This is a genomic window from Sporosarcina sp. FSL K6-5500 (assembly GCF_038005665.1).
In the GTDB taxonomy this organism is placed as follows: Bacteria; Bacillota; Bacilli; order Bacillales_A; family Planococcaceae; genus Sporosarcina; species Sporosarcina psychrophila.
In genome coordinates this window covers 4,768,648-4,786,529 of sequence record NZ_JBBOTP010000001.1, presented here as the reverse complement: position 1 = coordinate 4,786,529, position 17,882 = coordinate 4,768,648, and the positions used below count along the sequence as shown (strand labels likewise).

Here is a 17,882-nt window from a genome sequence, read left to right as displayed (position 1 = left end):
GCTATTGGTCTGTTTGTTATTGTTCGTTCTTGCTTCTTATTAAATTTTAGGCACCTGCGTGACACTATTCAGCGTTTACAATACAATTGTATAATACAAAATAAATCAATACCTTTGCGTTTTCTACATATCTGAAATAGTAAGGAGACATGCTAAAAATGAATCAATCAAAGTCCGTTTTGGGTATTTCTCTACCACTTCCAAATGGAACAATCATTAAGAATAGAATTTTTAAATCTGCCATGAGTGAAGCGTTGGGAACGGTTTATCAAAATCCAACTGAATCATTGGTTACTTTATATAAAACCTGGGCTGAGGGGGGTGCGGGTATTGTCATGACAGGTAACGTTATGATAGATCGAAATGCTTTAGGAGAGCCGAATAACGTTGCTTTGGAAGATGAACGTGATTTAAAGATGTTAATGAAGTGGGCGAAAGCGGGAACTGAAAATGGGACTCACCTTTGGATGCAGCTTAATCATCCAGGGAAGCAGTCACCAAAAATGATTTCAAAAGAACCTGTAGCACCAAGTGCAGTTCCTCTTACAGGAGGTTTAAAACGATTCTTTAACCAACCACGTGCTCTTCAGGTGTCTGAAATTGAAGACTTGATTAACCGATTTGGAGAAGCAGCAAGAATTGCGAAAAAAGCAGGCTTTACAGGTGTTCAAATCCATGCAGCACACGGATACCTTTTCAACCAGTTTTTATCCCCTTACCACAATCAGCGAACAGATGAATGGGGAGGAACCTTAGCAAATCGAATGAGGTTTTTGGAAGAATCGTATAAAGAAATCCGGAAACAAGTCGGGAGATCATTTCCAATCGGTATTAAACTTAACTCAGCTGATTTTCAAAAGGGTGGATTCACTGAAGACGAGTCCATGGAAGTTCTTCAGAAAATGTCCGAATTAGGGATTGATCTCATTGAAATTTCTGGGGGGAATTACGAGAATCCGATAATGATGGGTGTAGATGTAAAAGAAACTACAAAAAAAAGAGAAGCGTATTTTATAGACTATGCAAAAAAGGCTCAGGCATTAATCACTACTCCAATAGTAGTCACAGGCGGCTTTCGTACTCAAAAAGGCATGGAAGAAGCTATTGCGAACGGAGAAATTGATATGGTTGGAATTGCAAGACCTTTTGCCTTAGTGCCGGACTTGGCAAATAGAATCTTTAATGGCAGTTATGAAACCGTTCATGCAAAACCAATCCGAACGGGGATTAAACGAATAGACAAGAGTGCTTCCTTGTTAGAAATTGGTTGGTATGAACAGCAGTTAGCAAGAATGGGGAAATCTAAATCTCCAAACCCTGACCATAATGTCTGGATATCTTTAATACAAAATCTTCTAGGGAATGGTCGTAGTGTCTTCTTTAGAAGAAGAGCATAGACGATACCGTTATGGTGTGTAGTTCTTTATTTTTTTGTATAATTATTCAAAAGTGTAAGTAGTTCGTCTTTGTATCTGATACCCCTTTTTAGAGCAGGACCATTTGCTGTTTTAACATATATCTGTTATTCTAAGAAAGAGTTATTTTTGTTCGTTTTCAGATTGAGAAAAGATTTTGTTTTTCGTCTAAGTATTTGAGCAAGGGTAGTAACACATTGTGTGGATATCCGCACTAGGAGGCAACAATTATGGAACAAGGTACAGTTAAGTGGTTTAATGCAGAAAAAGGTTTTGGATTCATCGAGCGTGAAGCAGGAGAGGACGTATTCGTACATTTCTCAGCAATCCAAAGCGAAGGTTTCAAATCTTTAGACGAAGGTCAAAGTGTAACGTTTGAAATTGAACAAGGACAACGTGGCCTACAAGCTACAAACGTTCAAAAAGCTTAATAATAGCTAGAAAAAGACCCTACAAGTAGGGTCTTTTTTTATTTGCTTAAATTAATAATAGGTACCCTGCTATGATGAGCGGCATTTGATTCAACTATTGTTTTCAGAAAAAAATTTCGAGATCGCATACAAAACTTAGAGGAACTTTCAGCCTATTCGGTTGCTGTCTGGAGAAGTATTTATGATCGTTTTCCAGAGGATGAGATTTTGAATGATCTTCTGGCAAAGCTAAAAGAACAAAGTCAAGTCTTCAAATCCCTATGGAAAAACATCATATCGAGCAAAAGAAGGTTAGTTTTATTTCTAGAGGAGATGATCAAGGCCAAATCAAACAATACCGAATTCACTCTTCATTATGAGTAGACGGTGATGAGGATTTGAATTGGTGTATGTATATTCCTCTTTCTTAAATTTTTATAATTTAACCTAATATGTTCCTGTCCTTTCTTAGAAACAAACTATCTCCTTTGAACATGCAATGCACGATGATTTTGCTTGAAAAAATGTTGCATTCAATAGGCTGTTTCGTAAGGCTAAAATCAGATTTTCGTATGGATACAAGTTTACAAATGATGGCTTATCAAAGAGCTGCTTAAATACAAAGGGAGAGAAGAGGCTAATCAAAGCACATCTTGTCTCCCTTTTCGTTTATAAAGTGTACTTTTATAGAAAGATTGGAAAAAAATAGGTACCCGAGCGGCGCTACTCAGTAAATACAATTCTATAATAATACAAAGTAAATCAATACCTATGTGATTTCCCTTTACCTTTTGTATAATTACTTGAATGTGTAAGTTTTATTCTTTGTGTCTGACACAGGCACCTCTTTTATTCGTTAATAGAAATGATTTTGTCGCATGAATAAATAATAGATGATCTGTATTGCATCCTGCACAGCCACTTATTTTTTTCTCTTCTCAATAGGCGTGCTTGGTTTAGGGGCGGGATTATAGTCCTGCTCATATAAGCCTGAATATGTCTGATACCGTATAAATAGATGCTCAAAAATCACTTTCATTACGGCATACGCTGGAATACCAAGAATCACTCCAGGAATACCAAATAATTTCCCAGCCGTCAGCAAGACTACAATAATGCTTACTGGATGTATTTTCAAATTACTGCCTAAAATTAATGGTTGTATTAGCCGTCCTTCAAGAGTTTGTTCAATGGCAAAAACGATTATTACTTTTACAAGCATCCCAGGTGAAGACACTAATGCGATGATTAAGATTGGAATAATTGCCAGAAAAGAACCTAAATAGGGCACTAAATTTAATACACCAGCTAATATTGCTAGTAACACTGCATATTCAAGACCGATAATTGCAAACCCAATCCAGAACATTAATGCAACAAAAAAAGCTACCAATAACTGGCCGCGGATATATTGACTAATTTGCGTATTGATTTCTTTTAATAAGTTATACGTACTTAATCGCAACTTCGTCGGAATAAGTTTCATTGTATAGTAAGGTAAATTTCGACCATCTTTTAATAGAAAGAACAAAATAATTGGCATCGTAATAAGGGCAATTACAATATTAGTCATTGTTCCTAGCACACTACCAATTCCGGAAAAGGTTGAATTCACGACACTGTTTGCCTGCTCAGAAATAGATTTTATAATGCTTTGATTTACATCGGTCAATTGAACCTGTAATTGGGAAAATATATTACTTCTCAATAAATTATCGAATTGAGCAATGACCTTGTCCCAATAATTCGGCCAGTTTTCAATTAGACTCATTGTCTGCTCACGTATGATTGGAATTAGAATGATAATCCCCCACACAACCAAGCCAATAATAATCATAAAGACAATCGCGATTCCAGCAATACGTGGGATTTTCTTTTTTTCCATCCAATCAATCAAAGGATTTACCAAATAAAATAAAATACCCGCCATTAAAATGGGTAAACCAATCACACTGAAAAATCCTTTGATTGGATTAAATAAATACGTGATTTTAGAAAATACAAGGAGATTTAGCAAAACCAATAATGAGACCAATAAAATTGTTACAACTTTATTATTTAAAAACCATTTCCAAAACCAAGTAGCTGCACTTTTAACACTAACTTTGTCTTTTTCTTGCTCCATGTTCCATGCCTCCTACTTCACAATGACTGTTTACCACATTGTACCATGACCGTCTCCCACTACGATGGAAATACAAAACTTCTGCATCTTTCTTAGCCTGCGCCTTATTGAACTGAACACGGATGACTTAGCAAATTTACTTGGTCGTACGACTTAGTTTTTGGTGCCTATTCAGTAAAAAAACACAATTTTATTATAATATAAAGTAAATCAACACCTATACGGTTTGTCTTTACTTTTAGTGTGATTGCTTAAAAGTGTTTAGTGATTGTTATATAGGTAACAATCACTAAACACTCTTTAAATCAGGTTACTGCAATATCTGTGTCATCTAAATCAGTTTGTTCAAATGATTTTTTCGAAGACAGAATCCCTTTCTATTATAATTCCCACTTATTTGTAATATTTATACATTAATAGATTGCATTCAATTTCGTACTAAAACCCAGTCACTCCTGCTCTTTATATTACAAATAAATCAATGAGGTGAATAGTGTCACGCGATTGATATCTCCTGCACACAATTCTGTAACGGCTATGATATCTGCGGGTGTTATGCTAATGCAGGTTAGTGAAAGGGAGGAAATTCATCACATGAAAAAACACATCATTGCACTAGCGGCACTAGCAACATTATCAGTAGGGGCGGCGGGTCAAGCATCTGCATCTAGCGTCCATACGGTAGAATCGGGAGAGACATTATGGTCTATTTCACAAGAGGCTAATGTAAGCGTAGAAGAATTACAAACTTTGAACGGATTAAATTCTACTCGTATCTATCCGTCACAAAAACTAAAAGTGGAAGATAAGATGGAAGTACACGTAGTTGTGAAAGGTGATACTCTTTTCGAAATCGCGAAAAATAACAACCTCTCAGTGGATGAATTAAAGAATAAGAATGGTATTTCAAGTGATATCATCCGCCCAGGAGAAAAATTAGTAGTAGAAGGGTCAAAAACAGCTTCAGCAAATTCATCTACTAACAATGTTACAAGGAAAGCTGTTGCTTCAGCAACTAATGAAATGACAGTTTCAGCAACAGCGTATACCGCTTATTGTGAAGGATGCTCGGGTGTAACGGCATCGGGTATTGACTTGCGTTCAAATCCTGACAAAAAGGTCATTGCGGTTGACCCTACAATAATCCCGCTAGGAACACGCGTGTGGGTTGAAGGGTACGGAGAAGCCATTGCGGGAGATACTGGCAGTTCTATTAAGGGGAAAAGAATTGATGTCTTTATGGAAAATGAGCAAGACGCACTAAATTGGGGACGTAAAACGGTTACGATTAAAGTTCTAGATTGATACTATTACCGATTACTGGTAGTTAGAAGTTTTACTGAAATTGTAAAGAAAAGAATGCAACTCAGCCTTGTACGTAAAAAGGGCTGAGTTTTTTGCGTATCTTCAAATACCTGCGGGCGATGGGCTAAACAAATGACAAACGGACTTATTTATCAAGAAATACAAAAGCTAATTCAAATGAGGGATTAACCTATGAAGTATCCTCATCTTTGCGTGCAGTCACCCGGCTTCAGCATAGATTCTCCCATCCCTAAAAAACTTTTGAAACTTTTTCTGAAAACCTACGTCTGTACGTTGCTTAATAGACAGTGGAGGTAAAGGAATGAGGAAGATTTCCAGTAAATTGTCGTTTGTTGTTTGCTTGATTGTATTTATAATGAGTATTGGTGCGATATGGATTTTGGTTGAATCGCAAGGAAGAGTGTTTGCGCAGGGTAAGGAAGCGGAGCGGTTTGTCACGAAGCGGGTATTTGAACGGGTGTTGACAGTGCAGGAGCGTCAGCCGATTTACATGAAAGGGGCGGCCTTGACGCAGATTGGCGAGTTGGAGGCGGATCAGCCCGTTGCTATCACAGGTGAGGATGAGGCATATTATGAGCTTCGATTGGGAAATATGACAGCCTTTGTCCGTAAGGGGCAGGCGATGGTTGAAAAAAAGAGGCTTTCGACAGTTGTACATACGGAGCGGTTGGCTGCGGTTCATACGCTGCAAAAAACGGCAGTTTACGAGGATGCTGATTTGCAGAGCAGCGTTATACTGGAGTTGGAAGAAGGGTTTCGCTATCCGATTGTACGGGAGGAAGAGGATTGGTATATCCTTACAATAGGAGAGCGACCAGGATATATTTCTAAGCAGTCCGTTGCAATGGATACGGGTCTACCGGTGCTTGTATACCATCAGGTTTTGCCTCGCGAGTCGATGAGAACGATGGATAGTACGATTTCATTGGAAGCATTTGAGCAGCAGATGGGGTACTTGGCGGATCATCATTTCGAGACGCTGACGGCACATCAGCTGTATGATTATTTGGAAGGGCGCCTTGTTGTACCGAGCAAAGCAGTGCTCATTACATTCGATGATGGGTTATTGTCAACGAAGGAGTATGCATATCCCGTTTTGAAGCAATACGGGTTTCGTGCGCTTCAGCACATTATTTCCTCACGTACGGATCGGGCGCAGGGAGCGCAGCTGTTTGATGCGGAAGGTCCGCTGCAGTTTTTTACTGCTGCAGATTTAGAAGAGCTGGCGGATGTTTTCCAGTTCGAAGCACATACATATGAATTGCATTCACTTAATAAGGTTTCAGGTGAAGGTATTGCGTTAGATCGTTCAAAAGAAGAGATTCTTTTGGATTTACGGCAAAATATTGAGCAAGTGCCGGCAGCGGTTTCATTAGCCTATCCGTATGGGCATTATACTGAGGATTTCATCGCGGCGGCTAAAGAGGCAGGGGTGCTGATTGGCTTTACGACGACCGAAGGGTATGCAAATAGGAAGACTTCAAATTATGAAGTATGCCGATATGGAATAACAGAAAAAAAGTCGTTTGAGCAATTTGTTGCGTATGTGGAGGGGGATATGACGTGGCCGTAGAAGAGGGCGAGGGTTTGTAAATGAGTACTATTGATCAAATAATCGATGAGCATTCGCGTTATTTAGTGCGTATCGCTTATTTATATGTGAAGAATTGGTCGACTGCGGAGGATGTTGTACAAGAAGTATTTATTACGTATTTTCAAAAGAGTGACCAGTTTCGCAATGAGGCATCCTTGAAGACCTATTTAACGAAAATGACAGCCAATCGTGCAAAAGATTATTTGCGCTCGTGGAAGCATAAAAAAGATGTACTGTTCGATACAATCTTTGTTTCGGCAAAAGGCGCAGAAGAAGTAGTGTTGGAGCAAGAGCGGCTGGCAACACTTGAAAAAAATCTTTTCCTGCTTCCGTTAAAATACCGCGAGCCTTTAATATTATTTTATTATGACGAGCAATCTATAGCGGAAATAGCAAACTATCTGCAGCTGAATGAAAATACCGTAAAAACACGGCTGCGAAGGGCAAAGCAGCAGCTAAAGGAATTTTTTGAGGAAGAGGACGGGGAGGTAGAGAGCAATTGAGCGATTTTAAAAGTAAGCTCGATCAAATGATGGGCGATACATCGAAGCAGGAAAGGCGGATAAAGCAGCGTGTACATGAACGTGTACGGCCACCGGTTAAAAAGTTTTCTTGGCAAGTGCTATTTGTCTCTGCGGCGATACCTGTAGTTGCACTGTTTTTTATACTCACAATCGACCCTCTGAATTTTCTTTCTTCAAATAAGGGACCAGGTGTCCCATATGATCCACTGGATGACTTGGCGCAAATCTCGGCACTGCAGAAGAAGAATCAACTGTCATCAGTTGATTATGAGGAATTTGCGTCACTTCCGAATTTTGATCAAGTCGACGGTCTATATTATGTGGATAAAGAAAAATTTTCATTAACAGGGAGTTCGGATGCATTCCATACGGTCATTGAGCGCAAAGCGAATTTATTCGATGAGGTTGTCTATGAGGCGGGCGACATTGTACGCACGATGACAAATACGACTAGCCATTTACCGACATATATGGATGCCTACTACGAGGTGATTGCGGTCCCGGGAGATCGTGTCGTGCTGAAAAACGGCCAGTTGAAGATAAACGGCAAACCGTTGCCATCTGAAATTAGGGATCGTTATGAAAAACAGGGAATCGCGATTGTAGGAGGTTACGACCAGCTGTTGAATGCGCGCGAATATTTATTAGTGAACCATTTTCCAGCAAGTAAAACGGTGCAGGGGGCAGCGATTACCCCAGTGCATAAAATTTATGGAGAAGTTGTAGGCATAGCAACGGAAGAGCGTACCCATTCGATGTATATGGATTATTTATCCGGACAGCTTACTGGTGAATATACACCGGAGCAATATTTTGATTTGTATTTGTATGACGAACTGTTGGGCTTCGGCAATTTGCCGGAAACGCCTGCGTTTACACAAATTAGCCGGTTAGGTGAACTTTTTTTAGAGGCATCTTATCGGAAAACGGCTCCTGTTTCTGAGAATGAGCTTGAAATCCACTACCAATATGAGCGAGAAGGGGTAGCGGAGCGGGTGTTTACAATGAAGCAGGATGCAGGCTCAGATCGTTGGGTGATAGCAGAATAGCAAAGGAGGGGTATGGGAACCCCGCCATAATTTTTTTCGGAAAACCAGGTTGGCAGCTGTCCAGAAGAAGTAGCCGTCAACCAACCGCTCACTATATAGAGACACCAACCTGGTTTTCCATCAGCTAGTTTGAAAAACATTGGTAATAGCGAATAGTTTCTTCTATATCAAAAACTACTACTAGAATAGAAAGGAAGAATGCGAGTGAGGAAGAAACTTATTATGGTACTCGGCGCACTATTGCTCGCTTGCGGTCTGCCTTTATCCGGCACGTTTGCAGCAAGCACAGAGCGATTTTCAGACGTACCATCATCAAAACATTTTGCAGAAGCAGTCTATAATTTGGCGGAACGCAATATTATCGGAGGCTATCCGGACGGCACATTCAAACCCGGAAACTCTATCACAAGAGGACAGGCGGCCGCAATCATCGCGAAGATGATCAAGTTGGACACCTCTAAAGTGAAAGATCCAGGGTTTAAAGATGTCCCGAAAGCGAACGGCTACTACAAAGCCATTGCAGCTATGGCGGAAAAAAGCATCATCAGCGGCTATGGGGATGGACGTTATGGTCCGAACGATCCAATTACACGTGGACAGATGGCTTCGATTCTCGTTAAAGCGTTCGATTTGCCGCGTTATGACTTCACGTCGTATAAAAGTCCATTCGAAGATGTGAAACGTGGGACAGGTCATGATCCGAATATTTTGACCATCTACAGACTTGGCATTACTACAGGAAAATCTGCTGACAGGTTCAGCCCGAATGAGTCCATTACAAGAGGACAAGCGGCTAAAATGCTGAAGGCGACCGAGGAAGCGAAGGCGCCGATTGTTACGGTGCGGGCAAGCGACTACAAGTGGGAACAGTTTAAAATGTTCGATTCCAATCATAAGGATACCGGTTTGTTCCATGCAGTGGTAGGAAGCGATAAACCCAATAGCCGTACGGCGGATAAGATCCACTTAGTCCCGCTACAAGAAGGGACGGGTACATTTAGTGTCGCTTTAGTGTATTCGGGAAATCCGGATAAGAAATACTACCAAAAGTATTATGTGCATATCAAAGAAGTCGATGGCGAGCTGAAGTTGACATTGGAAGAGACCGAAGATTTTCTAACTACACCAGCTATAATCAGTGTTAAAGAACAAGTCCAGAACGTTTCGCTCTCCACGATGGATGGAAAGAAGCTGTCTGACAACGTGAAGTTCAGCAAATGTCTCTCGAACAGTCCCTCTGATTGCTACGATGCTGAAGAGGTCAATCAGGATGGCAAGTATAATAATATCCGTATCGGAATCGATAAACCGGGTCGGTATATCGCCACTGTCCGTTTTGCTGATGGAGAAGAAGTACGGTATGGCATGGTGGTGGAAAGTTCCGCTCCGAGTTTTTATTTCAGCATGCGGATATTAGAGGAAAAGACGTCCGCGACATTGAATTTGGGAGCAGATGGGGAGATAGGAAGACATGTACTACCAAAAGATGCCGAGCAGATTGCCGTGGTCACAAGAGATCCAGAAAGTAACTTGTTCCGCGCTGATGCCAAGAAAGCAGGTTCATTCTCCATTAAGTTCCCGGACAATACCGACAATTATTTCCTAGGCATCAATGTGTATGTAGAGCAATTAGGCCCTATTATGAATATTGGTATGTACAAGGATGTCTACGTGGACCACTGATGGAAGGAGTATAAATGAATTTAGGGTACCAGCATCCATCACAATTTCGAACTGTATTAGACACTGGTACCGCTTTTTATATGGAGATACCATAGTGGTTTTCCAACCACTCAACAGTATGGATTTAAGGTGCCTGTGGAATGAATCATTTCTTTCCGCAGGCACCTTATTAAAAAATAGGAGGTTCTATCATTTTGAAAAGTAAACTGACTGCCGTATTGACGGCTCTACTGCTCATTTTCGCTGCGATCCCATTTCAAGCACAGGCTGCCACTCAGTTTTCCGACGTGGGTAAGCATTGGGCGAAAAATGAAATCATGTATTTATCCGACCGAAATATTATCGGCGGCTATCCGGATGGCACATTCAAGCCGAATGAGCCAATCACCCGGTCGCAAGCCGCATCGATGCTCATCAAGGCATTAAAAATGCCACTAGCGGAAAATACCTCCGTCGCATTCAAAGACGTATCCAAAAAATCACCGTATTATCAGATCCTGGCGACGGTGAATGAAAAAGGAATTCTCCGCGGCGACAATGGCTACATGCGTCCTGGTGAAAAAACATCTCGCGCGCAAATGGCCGCGATCCTGCGTCGCGCGTTCGACATGCCGCTCGACAAGCAAGCAACATTTATTGACGTCACACCGTCACACTGGGCCTATCAAGACATCAACGGAATCGCAAAACAGCGTGTCGCGGGCGGATCGAACGGCAAATATATGCCATCAGACTCTGTCACGCGTGCACAGTTTTCGGCATTTTTAGTCCGTGCCATGGATGATAAGATGAAGCTCAGTAGCTATCGTTCATATGTCAGCACGAAAGGGAAAACCGTTGAAAAGGATGGCTTTACCTATTTCATTGATTTGGATGAGGTTGGGTATTCTGAACTTATCAAAAAAAATATGGCAACCGACAAACGTGAAGTGTTATTAAAGTCCAAAGACGTACCGATAAGCAGTTGGGATTATTCCAGTGCTTTATACTTATTTTCAGATACCCGATTTATTGTCTATAACGAAGAGATTTTCATCCCATACTATAGCGGCGGATTTCATGAAGCGGATGAATTACCATTCGCTTACGCTGTGATGAAGATGAAGATTGATGGACAAGATTTGGTGAAAATGAAAGAGCCGAGCCAGATGAGTAATATGTTTGTTTGGAATGACCGGATCTTCTACACAGATATGGGTCCACGCGCGATTGGTCCGGATGATTTTAAGGACAGTACGCTAGTGTTTTATTCCACAGCGATGGATGGCAGCAGCGAAAAGAGGAAGGAATTTACTTTTGACGCACGTGCAACATTTGACCTTTTTGATGTCCATAGAAATCGCGAAGCGGGCGGAGAATTCCTCTCCGTGCTGCAAGACCACTCCACGATGTATTATTTCAATAAAAAAGGCGTCTTCAAGTACAGTTTACTGGATAAAAAAACAATCAAGTTGTCGAATATCCTTGGGAAACGGATGGAAGTGACGGATACGCAGTTGATTGTGACAGACACGAAAGGGAAGAAACATTCGTTGAAGAAATGATAAAAAGACTTCACTATTTTTAGATAACTGTGCGCGAAACTATTTAGGGAATAGAATACAATTCTATAATAATGCAAAGTAAATCAACACCTATGCGATTTTTCTTTAATTTTTGCATAATTACTTGCATGTGTAAATTACTCGTCTTTTTGTCTGACACAGGTACCTCTTTAATATTCGGAAAACCAGGTGTTATTTGTCCAGAAAAAGAAGCCGTCAACCAACCGCTTACTATATAAAGACACAAATCTGGTTTTCCATTCACTCAATTTTAGGTACCCGTGCGCAGAGCTATTCAGTAAAGACAACTCAATTCTATAATAATACAAAGTAAATCAATACCTATTCGGTTATTCTCGATTCTTTGTAAAATTACATGGGAATGTGAATTGTTTGTCTTTCTGTCTGACATGAGTACCTCTTTTACTATATTAATAAATTCCAGAGGAGTTGATAAAATGTTCATCCAAAAGGTAAAGTTGACTGTGGTGGCACTTGCAATTGCAGGCAGTTTGTTAGTCTCGCAGGCTAGTGCGGAAATTTCAAGCGATTTTTCGGATGTGCCGACTACCAAACATTATGCGAGTGCGGTTTATGAACTTGCAAATCGAAACATCATAAGTGGGTACGAGGATGGTACATTCAAGCCTGCCGCATCCATCACACGCGGACAGGCAGCTGCCATTATCGCGAAGCTGTTGAAGTATGATACGAAGAATGTCAAAGACCCTAAATTCAAGGATGTGGCGTCGTCTCAGTGGAGTTATGGTGCAATTGCAGCACTTGCCAATGCAGACGTTATTAATGGCTACGGGGATGGACGATTCGGACCGAATGATTCGATTACTCGGGCGCAAATGGCTTCCATTCTTGTAAAAGCTTTTGGTTTTCCTCCCTATTACTACAGTAGTAGTGAAAATCCATTCACGGATACCCAACGTTTGGCCAGTCACCAAACGACTATTAACATTCTGTACAAAATGGGGATCACATCAGGGACCACTCCAACAACATTCAGCCCCAATGCACCGATTTCAAGAGCACAGGCTGCAGTACTCATTACAAAAGCGGAGAAAGTGAAAGCGTCAATCGTTACGCTTAAAGCAGCTGACTATGGCTGGAATTCCATCTATTCATACTCGAGCTACCATGACCAAGACAACATCATTCATACGGTTGCAAGTGATAAGTTCAACTGGGAAGAAATTCAACTTGTTCCTATGCGTGAAGGTACTACCACGCTTTCTATGACGGGAAGTACAAGGGATCCTATAACAGGTGTGGATTCGCATGACGACTATAGGAAGTATTATGTACATGTGACGAAAGAAGACGAACAATTAAAAATTACATTGGAAGAGTCAGAAGACATCCTTACGACTGAAGTTCTCTTAAGCTCATCGGGAGAACAGGTGAAAAATATTTCACTTGCCACGATGGAAGGTGAAACAATCCAACAGGAAGTTAAGTTAAAATCTTGTGATTACCATCCTCTCCACGCCGCTCCCGAGTGTTTTTCAATAGATGATCCGGGAGAATATATCGCGACAGTCCAATACGCTAGTGGAAAGAAAGCTCGCCATGCGGTTGCTGCATCCGTCTATAAGCCATCCTTTTATTTATCTGTCCATAAGCTTGAAGAAAAACCAACTTTCACAATCGATCTTGGTGGTACGGCCGATCAATTTGGGGAATATGTTATGCCAAAAGGTGGCGAAAAGATTGCCATCATTTCGAGGGATAAAAACTCCAACAGATTCCACATCACCGGTGTATCGGAAGGCAAACTGCAAATCGTTTTCCCTAACAGCAAAGCCGCTGTTGATCGATTTGACATACAAGTCCGCAAACTGGGGTCTATTATAAATGTAAATGCTTCCAAACAAAATGAAGATTACTAATATTGAACCACCGAAACCCCTTAGCCTATGTAAATTGGTTAAGGGGTTTTAGATTTTAGGTACCTATTCAGTAAAGAAATACAAGTATTTCTAAATAATACAAAATAAATCAACATCCATGCAGTTTTTCTTTACTTTGTGCATAATTACTTGAAAATGTGAAGTGTTCGTCATTGTGTCTGACACGGAGCTACCTCTTTAAAGCCAGTTGGTGTTAAAGTTGATTCAGGAAGTGATTCCAGCGATTAAGATGTATAATGCTAGAGCTGCATGGGTGGTTGCTAACAGAATATATACGAAACAGTCTTTGATGTTAGCGAAATGAAATGATGTCCGAATGATTGACCGGGATGAATTGATTCAGATGAGTATTATAATGTGGGAGAATGGTTCAATAATTTAACGAATCTGGTCCCGAGGCAATTATATAATGTATTAGTACTGGGTACCTTTTAATAGAGGCTTAGAAAACACTATGAATTGGAGGAATAATAATGAGTATTTTTGACGGCATAATGGGGAATGTATCTGAAATTGAAGTGAGCAAAGTAGAGAAGGAAATGAAGGATTTACTAGCACTTACTGAAAAGGTAGAGCATGCATATAAACTGATTAGAGATCTGTTGATATTTACGGATAAACGTCTAATTCTTGTAGATAAACAGGGCGTCACAGGAAAGAAAGTTGAGTATCATTCCATTCCGTACAAAAGTATTGTACATTTCTCGATAGAAACTGCAGGAACGTTTGATCTGGAGGCTGAACTGAAAATCTGGCTATCGGGGAGTTCTGTACCAATTCAAAAGAAATTCAATAAATCCTTGAATGTTTATAAAGTACAAAGCGTGCTAGCAGAATATGTTTTGAAATGAACTTGATAATGTGGACCTATCCAATGTATACAATTAAGCGTTTAGTATCATTCCTTAACTTCCATCTGTCTGGCTTATTGCGGGAGGCATCCCAAAGCGCCGAGCATTGTTGAGTGGATTCTTAATGTCAACATATAACTGTACAAATTTGTTGCAAAGGTCTGTACTTCTACATTGTATTACACAACTGGCAAATACATTTGGCGTGGCGTGGTAAATCCCTTGGAGTGGACTGGTAAATAAGATGTCACAAGTGGCCGTAATCAACGATTGCCTTTAATATTGGACTTCTATTCCTGACGGTAGATCAACACTAGGATGAATATAAAATTAAAGCATTGTTTTCGAGGAAGGGTGAGCTTATTGAACAGGGGGAAAAAAGCGACAATTATTTTTCTCGTAATTATGATCTTGTTCTTCGTTAATTTAAATACCGATTTATTTCGCAGTATTATCTCCGGAAATATTGAGTCTATCACTTCTATATTAGGAGATAATAAAGCTTTCACTTTGTTCATTACCTTCATGATTATGTTGGTTCATAATACATTTCCTGTAATACCACTTTTCCTTGTCATTTTGATAAATAATACTCTTTTTGGTTTTCAATTAGGTATCGTGTGGAGCATATTAACGAGCATTCTCTGTGCGATAATTGTATTTCTAAGTATTCGATATGTCCTTCAAGATTTTGTACTGAAAAAAGTTAATTTGTCCAATATTAGTAAAGTAGAACAGAGTGGACTATGGTATGTATTTGGGGCAAGAATATTTCCTTTTGCTCCTACAAGTATCATTAACGGTGTTTCAGGTGTTAGTACCATTCGACTTTCATATTTTATTATCGCAACAGCATTGGGAAATATTACTATATTCTTTGTTTATACTCTTATTCAGGCAGGATTGCTTTCACAAGGTTTCAATGAATATGTGACTGGAATCATTATTCTTTCAGGATTCATTGTATATTACTATTTTAAAAAAGTTACTTTGCGAAAAAAGAACTAAAAAACAATTTGATTAAACCATAAAATATGGATTCATAGTTCAAATTTAAAATGTTAAGTCAGTAGCGGGAAATCAGACAGTGATATGTTGTCTGATTTTTTTAATCTTGTTATTTAACGATTAGATCATGTAACTAGTTAATCAGTTTGTTTCGTTGATTGACAACAAATTATCATCAATTTTGTATAAAACTACCAATCAGAGATGAAGCATCGCTATTAAGCAAACGGGCGCGTTACTCCAACAAGGAGAATAGTGGATAAAGGAATTGGCGAATTTAGTGATTCGGAAGCGTTTCGTGCGATGTTAACAGTTGCGCTTATGTTACCATTGTAGGGAACAATCCGAAATATGGTTTGGATAGACAGCTTCGGGTTCAAGTTCAACTTTTGTCCTAGGACTAGCTGCTAGTACTGAGCTGCATAATAGACAGCTTTGAAGTGAAATCCAATTTTAAGTAGAGAAAATGTCAGACTTACTAGGGCATTTGAATTCAAATGAGTAGAAAAAGGGGCGGTTTTTATGAAATACGACTTTGACAAAGTAGTTGAGCGTTCGAACACTGCATCTGTGAAATGGGATGCAACAGAGGAATTGTTCGGTGAAAAAGAGTTGCTTCCGCTTTGGGTTGCGGATATGGATTTTAAAGTTCCAGATGAAGTAGTCAAAGCAATCCAGTCCCAAGCAGAACACGGTATTTTTGGATATACGACGAGGAAGCCAAGCTACTATGAAGCTATAATCGATTGGATGAAAGACCACCATAATTGGGTAATAGAAAAAGAGTGGATTTGTCATAGTCCAGGGGTCGTTACCGCTTTAAATTTAATTGTCCAAGCTTTTAGTGAGCCAGGTGACAAAATCATTGTTCAACCGCCCGTATATTATCCATTCATGAAAGCGATTCATAATCATGATCGGCAGGTCATATATAATCCACTTCTGTTCAATGAAGGTAAATTTGAGATGGACTTTGAAGATCTGATTTCAAAAATAGATTCTTCGGTTAAAATGATTCTCCTTTGTAATCCACAAAATCCTGGTGGCCGTGTTTGGACGGAATCAGAACTTAAACGGCTCGGTGACATCTGTCTGGAACGTGGAGTCCTTGTTGTATCCGATGAAATTCATCAGGATCTTGTATTCAAACCTGGAAAACACATTCCATTTTCGGCTATTTCAGAACAGTTTGCTGACAATAGCATCATTTGTACGGCACCAAGTAAAACATTCAATCTTGCTGGTTTACAAACATCGAATATCATAATTTCCAATAAAGCGCTACGAGAGAAGTTTGTAATGGAAGGCGATAAATACGCTGTTACAATGTCGAACTCATTTGGTGCTCTTGCCACAGAGGCCGCGTATAATTACGGTGGACAATGGCTGGAGGAAGTTCTTGACTATGTTGAAGGAAATTTGCACTTCATTACGAAGTATTTCAAATCCAATTTACCCGTATTAAAAGTATTACCATTAGAAGCGACTTATCTGGCTTGGATTGATTGTCGGGAATTGGGACTCACGCCCGAAGAGTTGGAAAAACTGTTCCTCTCTAAAGCAAAAGTCGCTTTAAATCAAGGGTATGTCTTTGGCCCTGGAGGCGAAGGATTTGTCCGTATGAACCTTGCTTGCTCTCGCTCAACAGTAGAGAAAGCAGCTCAACAAATGAAAGAAGCGATCATTCAATTGCGGTTATAAATCCTGACTAAAATATATATCAGGTACCTATGCATGGAACAATTCTGGTAATCCACTATAATTACATGTTTATTAGGCACGGGCTAGGTATTTTTTTCAATATCTAGTGTCATATAAATTCTTATGTAATTGTATGAATTGTTCGTTGTTATTTGTTGCATAGGTACCGATTTTTATTTAAAGAGAACGGGAACTGATCAAATATGCTTAATCTCGTTAAACTCCATTCTACTCCTCTTCTTTATGACTCACTTCTAACAAAGTCAATTTAAACTTTCCGATTTGATCTTTTACGTACAAATTTGTAATGGAAGTAGAATAATTATGAATCGTTCCTCTAAAAAGTAAGTCTTGCTCAGGAATATTCACGTCAAAAGTTCCATTGTAAAGTAAAGTTGTAATGTCATGGTAATCATCACTTGTTACGTTAAATTCAACTGAAACTTTATATAATCCATTTACTTTTTCGTCTTCATAACTACATAAATGAATTACTTTGTCATTTAAAATAATTTTACTCGTCAAGAGAATCACTCCTATTTCAATTTCTAGGTATTGACTTGAAAAGTCAATGATACACTAGACATTATTGTTTTGTAAGCACGCATACTTTCGGTATACACAATTTAGACTTGTTGCGGTTGCCCAGCTTCATACGATACTAATCCCAAATGTTGAAACTCTGTTTGGGCATGAGGATTCATTGGGGAAATCAAAGACATTCAAGCAA

At 39.6% G+C, this 17,882-nt stretch carries 15 protein-coding genes; 13 read left to right on the top strand and 2 right to left on the bottom strand.

Annotated features, from left to right (window positions below; translation table 11 throughout):
• The first annotated feature begins 158 nt into the window (after positions 1–158).
• The 3 genes from MKX62_RS23065 to MKX62_RS24525 all read left to right on the top strand — a co-directional run bounded on the left by MKX62_RS23065 (position 159) and on the right by MKX62_RS24525 (position 2,209).
• Positions 159–1,397, top strand: coding sequence for an NADH:flavin oxidoreductase/NADH oxidase family protein (locus tag MKX62_RS23065; RefSeq protein WP_340742446.1), 1,239 nt, complete (start codon positions 159–161; stop codon positions 1,395–1,397).
• Positions 1,398–1,645: 248 nt separating this feature from the next.
• Complete coding sequence (locus MKX62_RS23060) at positions 1,646–1,846, top strand: cold-shock protein (protein ID WP_025783429.1); 201 nt, start codon at positions 1,646–1,648, stop codon at positions 1,844–1,846.
• 96 nt (positions 1,847–1,942) lie between these two features.
• The gene (locus MKX62_RS24525) at positions 1,943–2,209 is read left to right on the top strand and encodes an MmyB family transcriptional regulator (protein WP_445683561.1); all 267 of its coding nucleotides are present in this window, start codon (positions 1,943–1,945) and stop codon (positions 2,207–2,209) included.
• Between the two features lie 538 nt (positions 2,210–2,747).
• On the opposite strand, the gene MKX62_RS23055 is transcribed toward MKX62_RS24525, so the two are convergent.
• Positions 2,748–3,950 (bottom strand): AI-2E family transporter, encoded by a 1,203-nt coding sequence (locus MKX62_RS23055; protein ID WP_340742445.1) that lies wholly within the window; start codon positions 3,948–3,950, stop codon positions 2,748–2,750.
• Positions 3,951–4,544: 594 nt separating this feature from the next.
• Between MKX62_RS23055 and MKX62_RS23050 the strand changes: the two genes are divergently transcribed.
• The 10 genes from MKX62_RS23050 to MKX62_RS23005 all read left to right on the top strand — a co-directional run bounded on the left by MKX62_RS23050 (position 4,545) and on the right by MKX62_RS23005 (position 17,152).
• A complete protein-coding gene (locus MKX62_RS23050) occupies positions 4,545–5,255 on the top strand; it encodes a LysM peptidoglycan-binding and 3D domain-containing protein (protein WP_340742444.1) in 711 nt (236 codons plus the stop codon).
• Between the two features lie 322 nt (positions 5,256–5,577).
• Positions 5,578–6,849 carry a polysaccharide deacetylase family protein gene (locus tag MKX62_RS23045; protein WP_340742443.1) on the top strand — a complete coding sequence of 424 codons (1,272 nt, stop codon included), beginning with the start codon at positions 5,578–5,580 and terminating at the stop codon, positions 6,847–6,849.
• Between the two features lie 20 nt (positions 6,850–6,869).
• The gene (locus MKX62_RS23040) at positions 6,870–7,373 is read left to right on the top strand and encodes a sigma-70 family RNA polymerase sigma factor (RefSeq protein ID WP_338655994.1); all 504 of its coding nucleotides are present in this window, start codon (positions 6,870–6,872) and stop codon (positions 7,371–7,373) included.
• Positions 7,370–8,443 (top strand): S26 family signal peptidase, encoded by a 1,074-nt coding sequence (locus MKX62_RS23035; protein WP_340742442.1) that lies wholly within the window; start codon positions 7,370–7,372, stop codon positions 8,441–8,443. The genes MKX62_RS23040 and MKX62_RS23035 overlap by 4 nt, the downstream gene beginning before the upstream one ends.
• A gap of 204 nt (positions 8,444–8,647) precedes the next feature.
• Positions 8,648–10,126, top strand: coding sequence for an S-layer homology domain-containing protein (locus MKX62_RS23030; RefSeq protein ID WP_340742441.1), 1,479 nt, complete (start codon positions 8,648–8,650; stop codon positions 10,124–10,126).
• 194 nt (positions 10,127–10,320) lie between these two features.
• Positions 10,321–11,670, top strand: a complete 1,350-nt coding sequence (locus MKX62_RS23025; RefSeq protein WP_340742440.1) for an S-layer homology domain-containing protein — start codon at positions 10,321–10,323, stop codon at positions 11,668–11,670.
• 458 nt (positions 11,671–12,128) lie between these two features.
• Entirely contained in the window at positions 12,129–13,571 is a 1,443-nt protein-coding gene (locus MKX62_RS23020) for an S-layer homology domain-containing protein (protein ID WP_340742439.1), read from the top strand.
• A gap of 494 nt (positions 13,572–14,065) precedes the next feature.
• Positions 14,066–14,443, top strand: coding sequence for a PH domain-containing protein (locus tag MKX62_RS23015; protein WP_067210880.1), 378 nt, complete (start codon positions 14,066–14,068; stop codon positions 14,441–14,443).
• A 363-nt stretch (positions 14,444–14,806) separates the two neighbouring features.
• On the top strand, positions 14,807–15,451 hold the full coding sequence (locus MKX62_RS23010; RefSeq protein ID WP_340742438.1) for a TVP38/TMEM64 family protein: 645 nt from the start codon (positions 14,807–14,809) through the stop codon (positions 15,449–15,451).
• A gap of 522 nt (positions 15,452–15,973) precedes the next feature.
• Positions 15,974–17,152 (top strand): MalY/PatB family protein, encoded by a 1,179-nt coding sequence (locus MKX62_RS23005; protein ID WP_340742437.1) that lies wholly within the window; start codon positions 15,974–15,976, stop codon positions 17,150–17,152.
• A gap of 228 nt (positions 17,153–17,380) precedes the next feature.
• Here MKX62_RS23005 and MKX62_RS23000 read toward each other — a convergent pair whose 3' ends face one another.
• Positions 17,381–17,677 carry a DUF3219 family protein gene (locus MKX62_RS23000; protein ID WP_338656005.1) on the bottom strand — a complete coding sequence of 99 codons (297 nt, stop codon included), beginning with the start codon at positions 17,675–17,677 and terminating at the stop codon, positions 17,381–17,383.
• Positions 17,678–17,882: the final 205 nt, after the last annotated feature.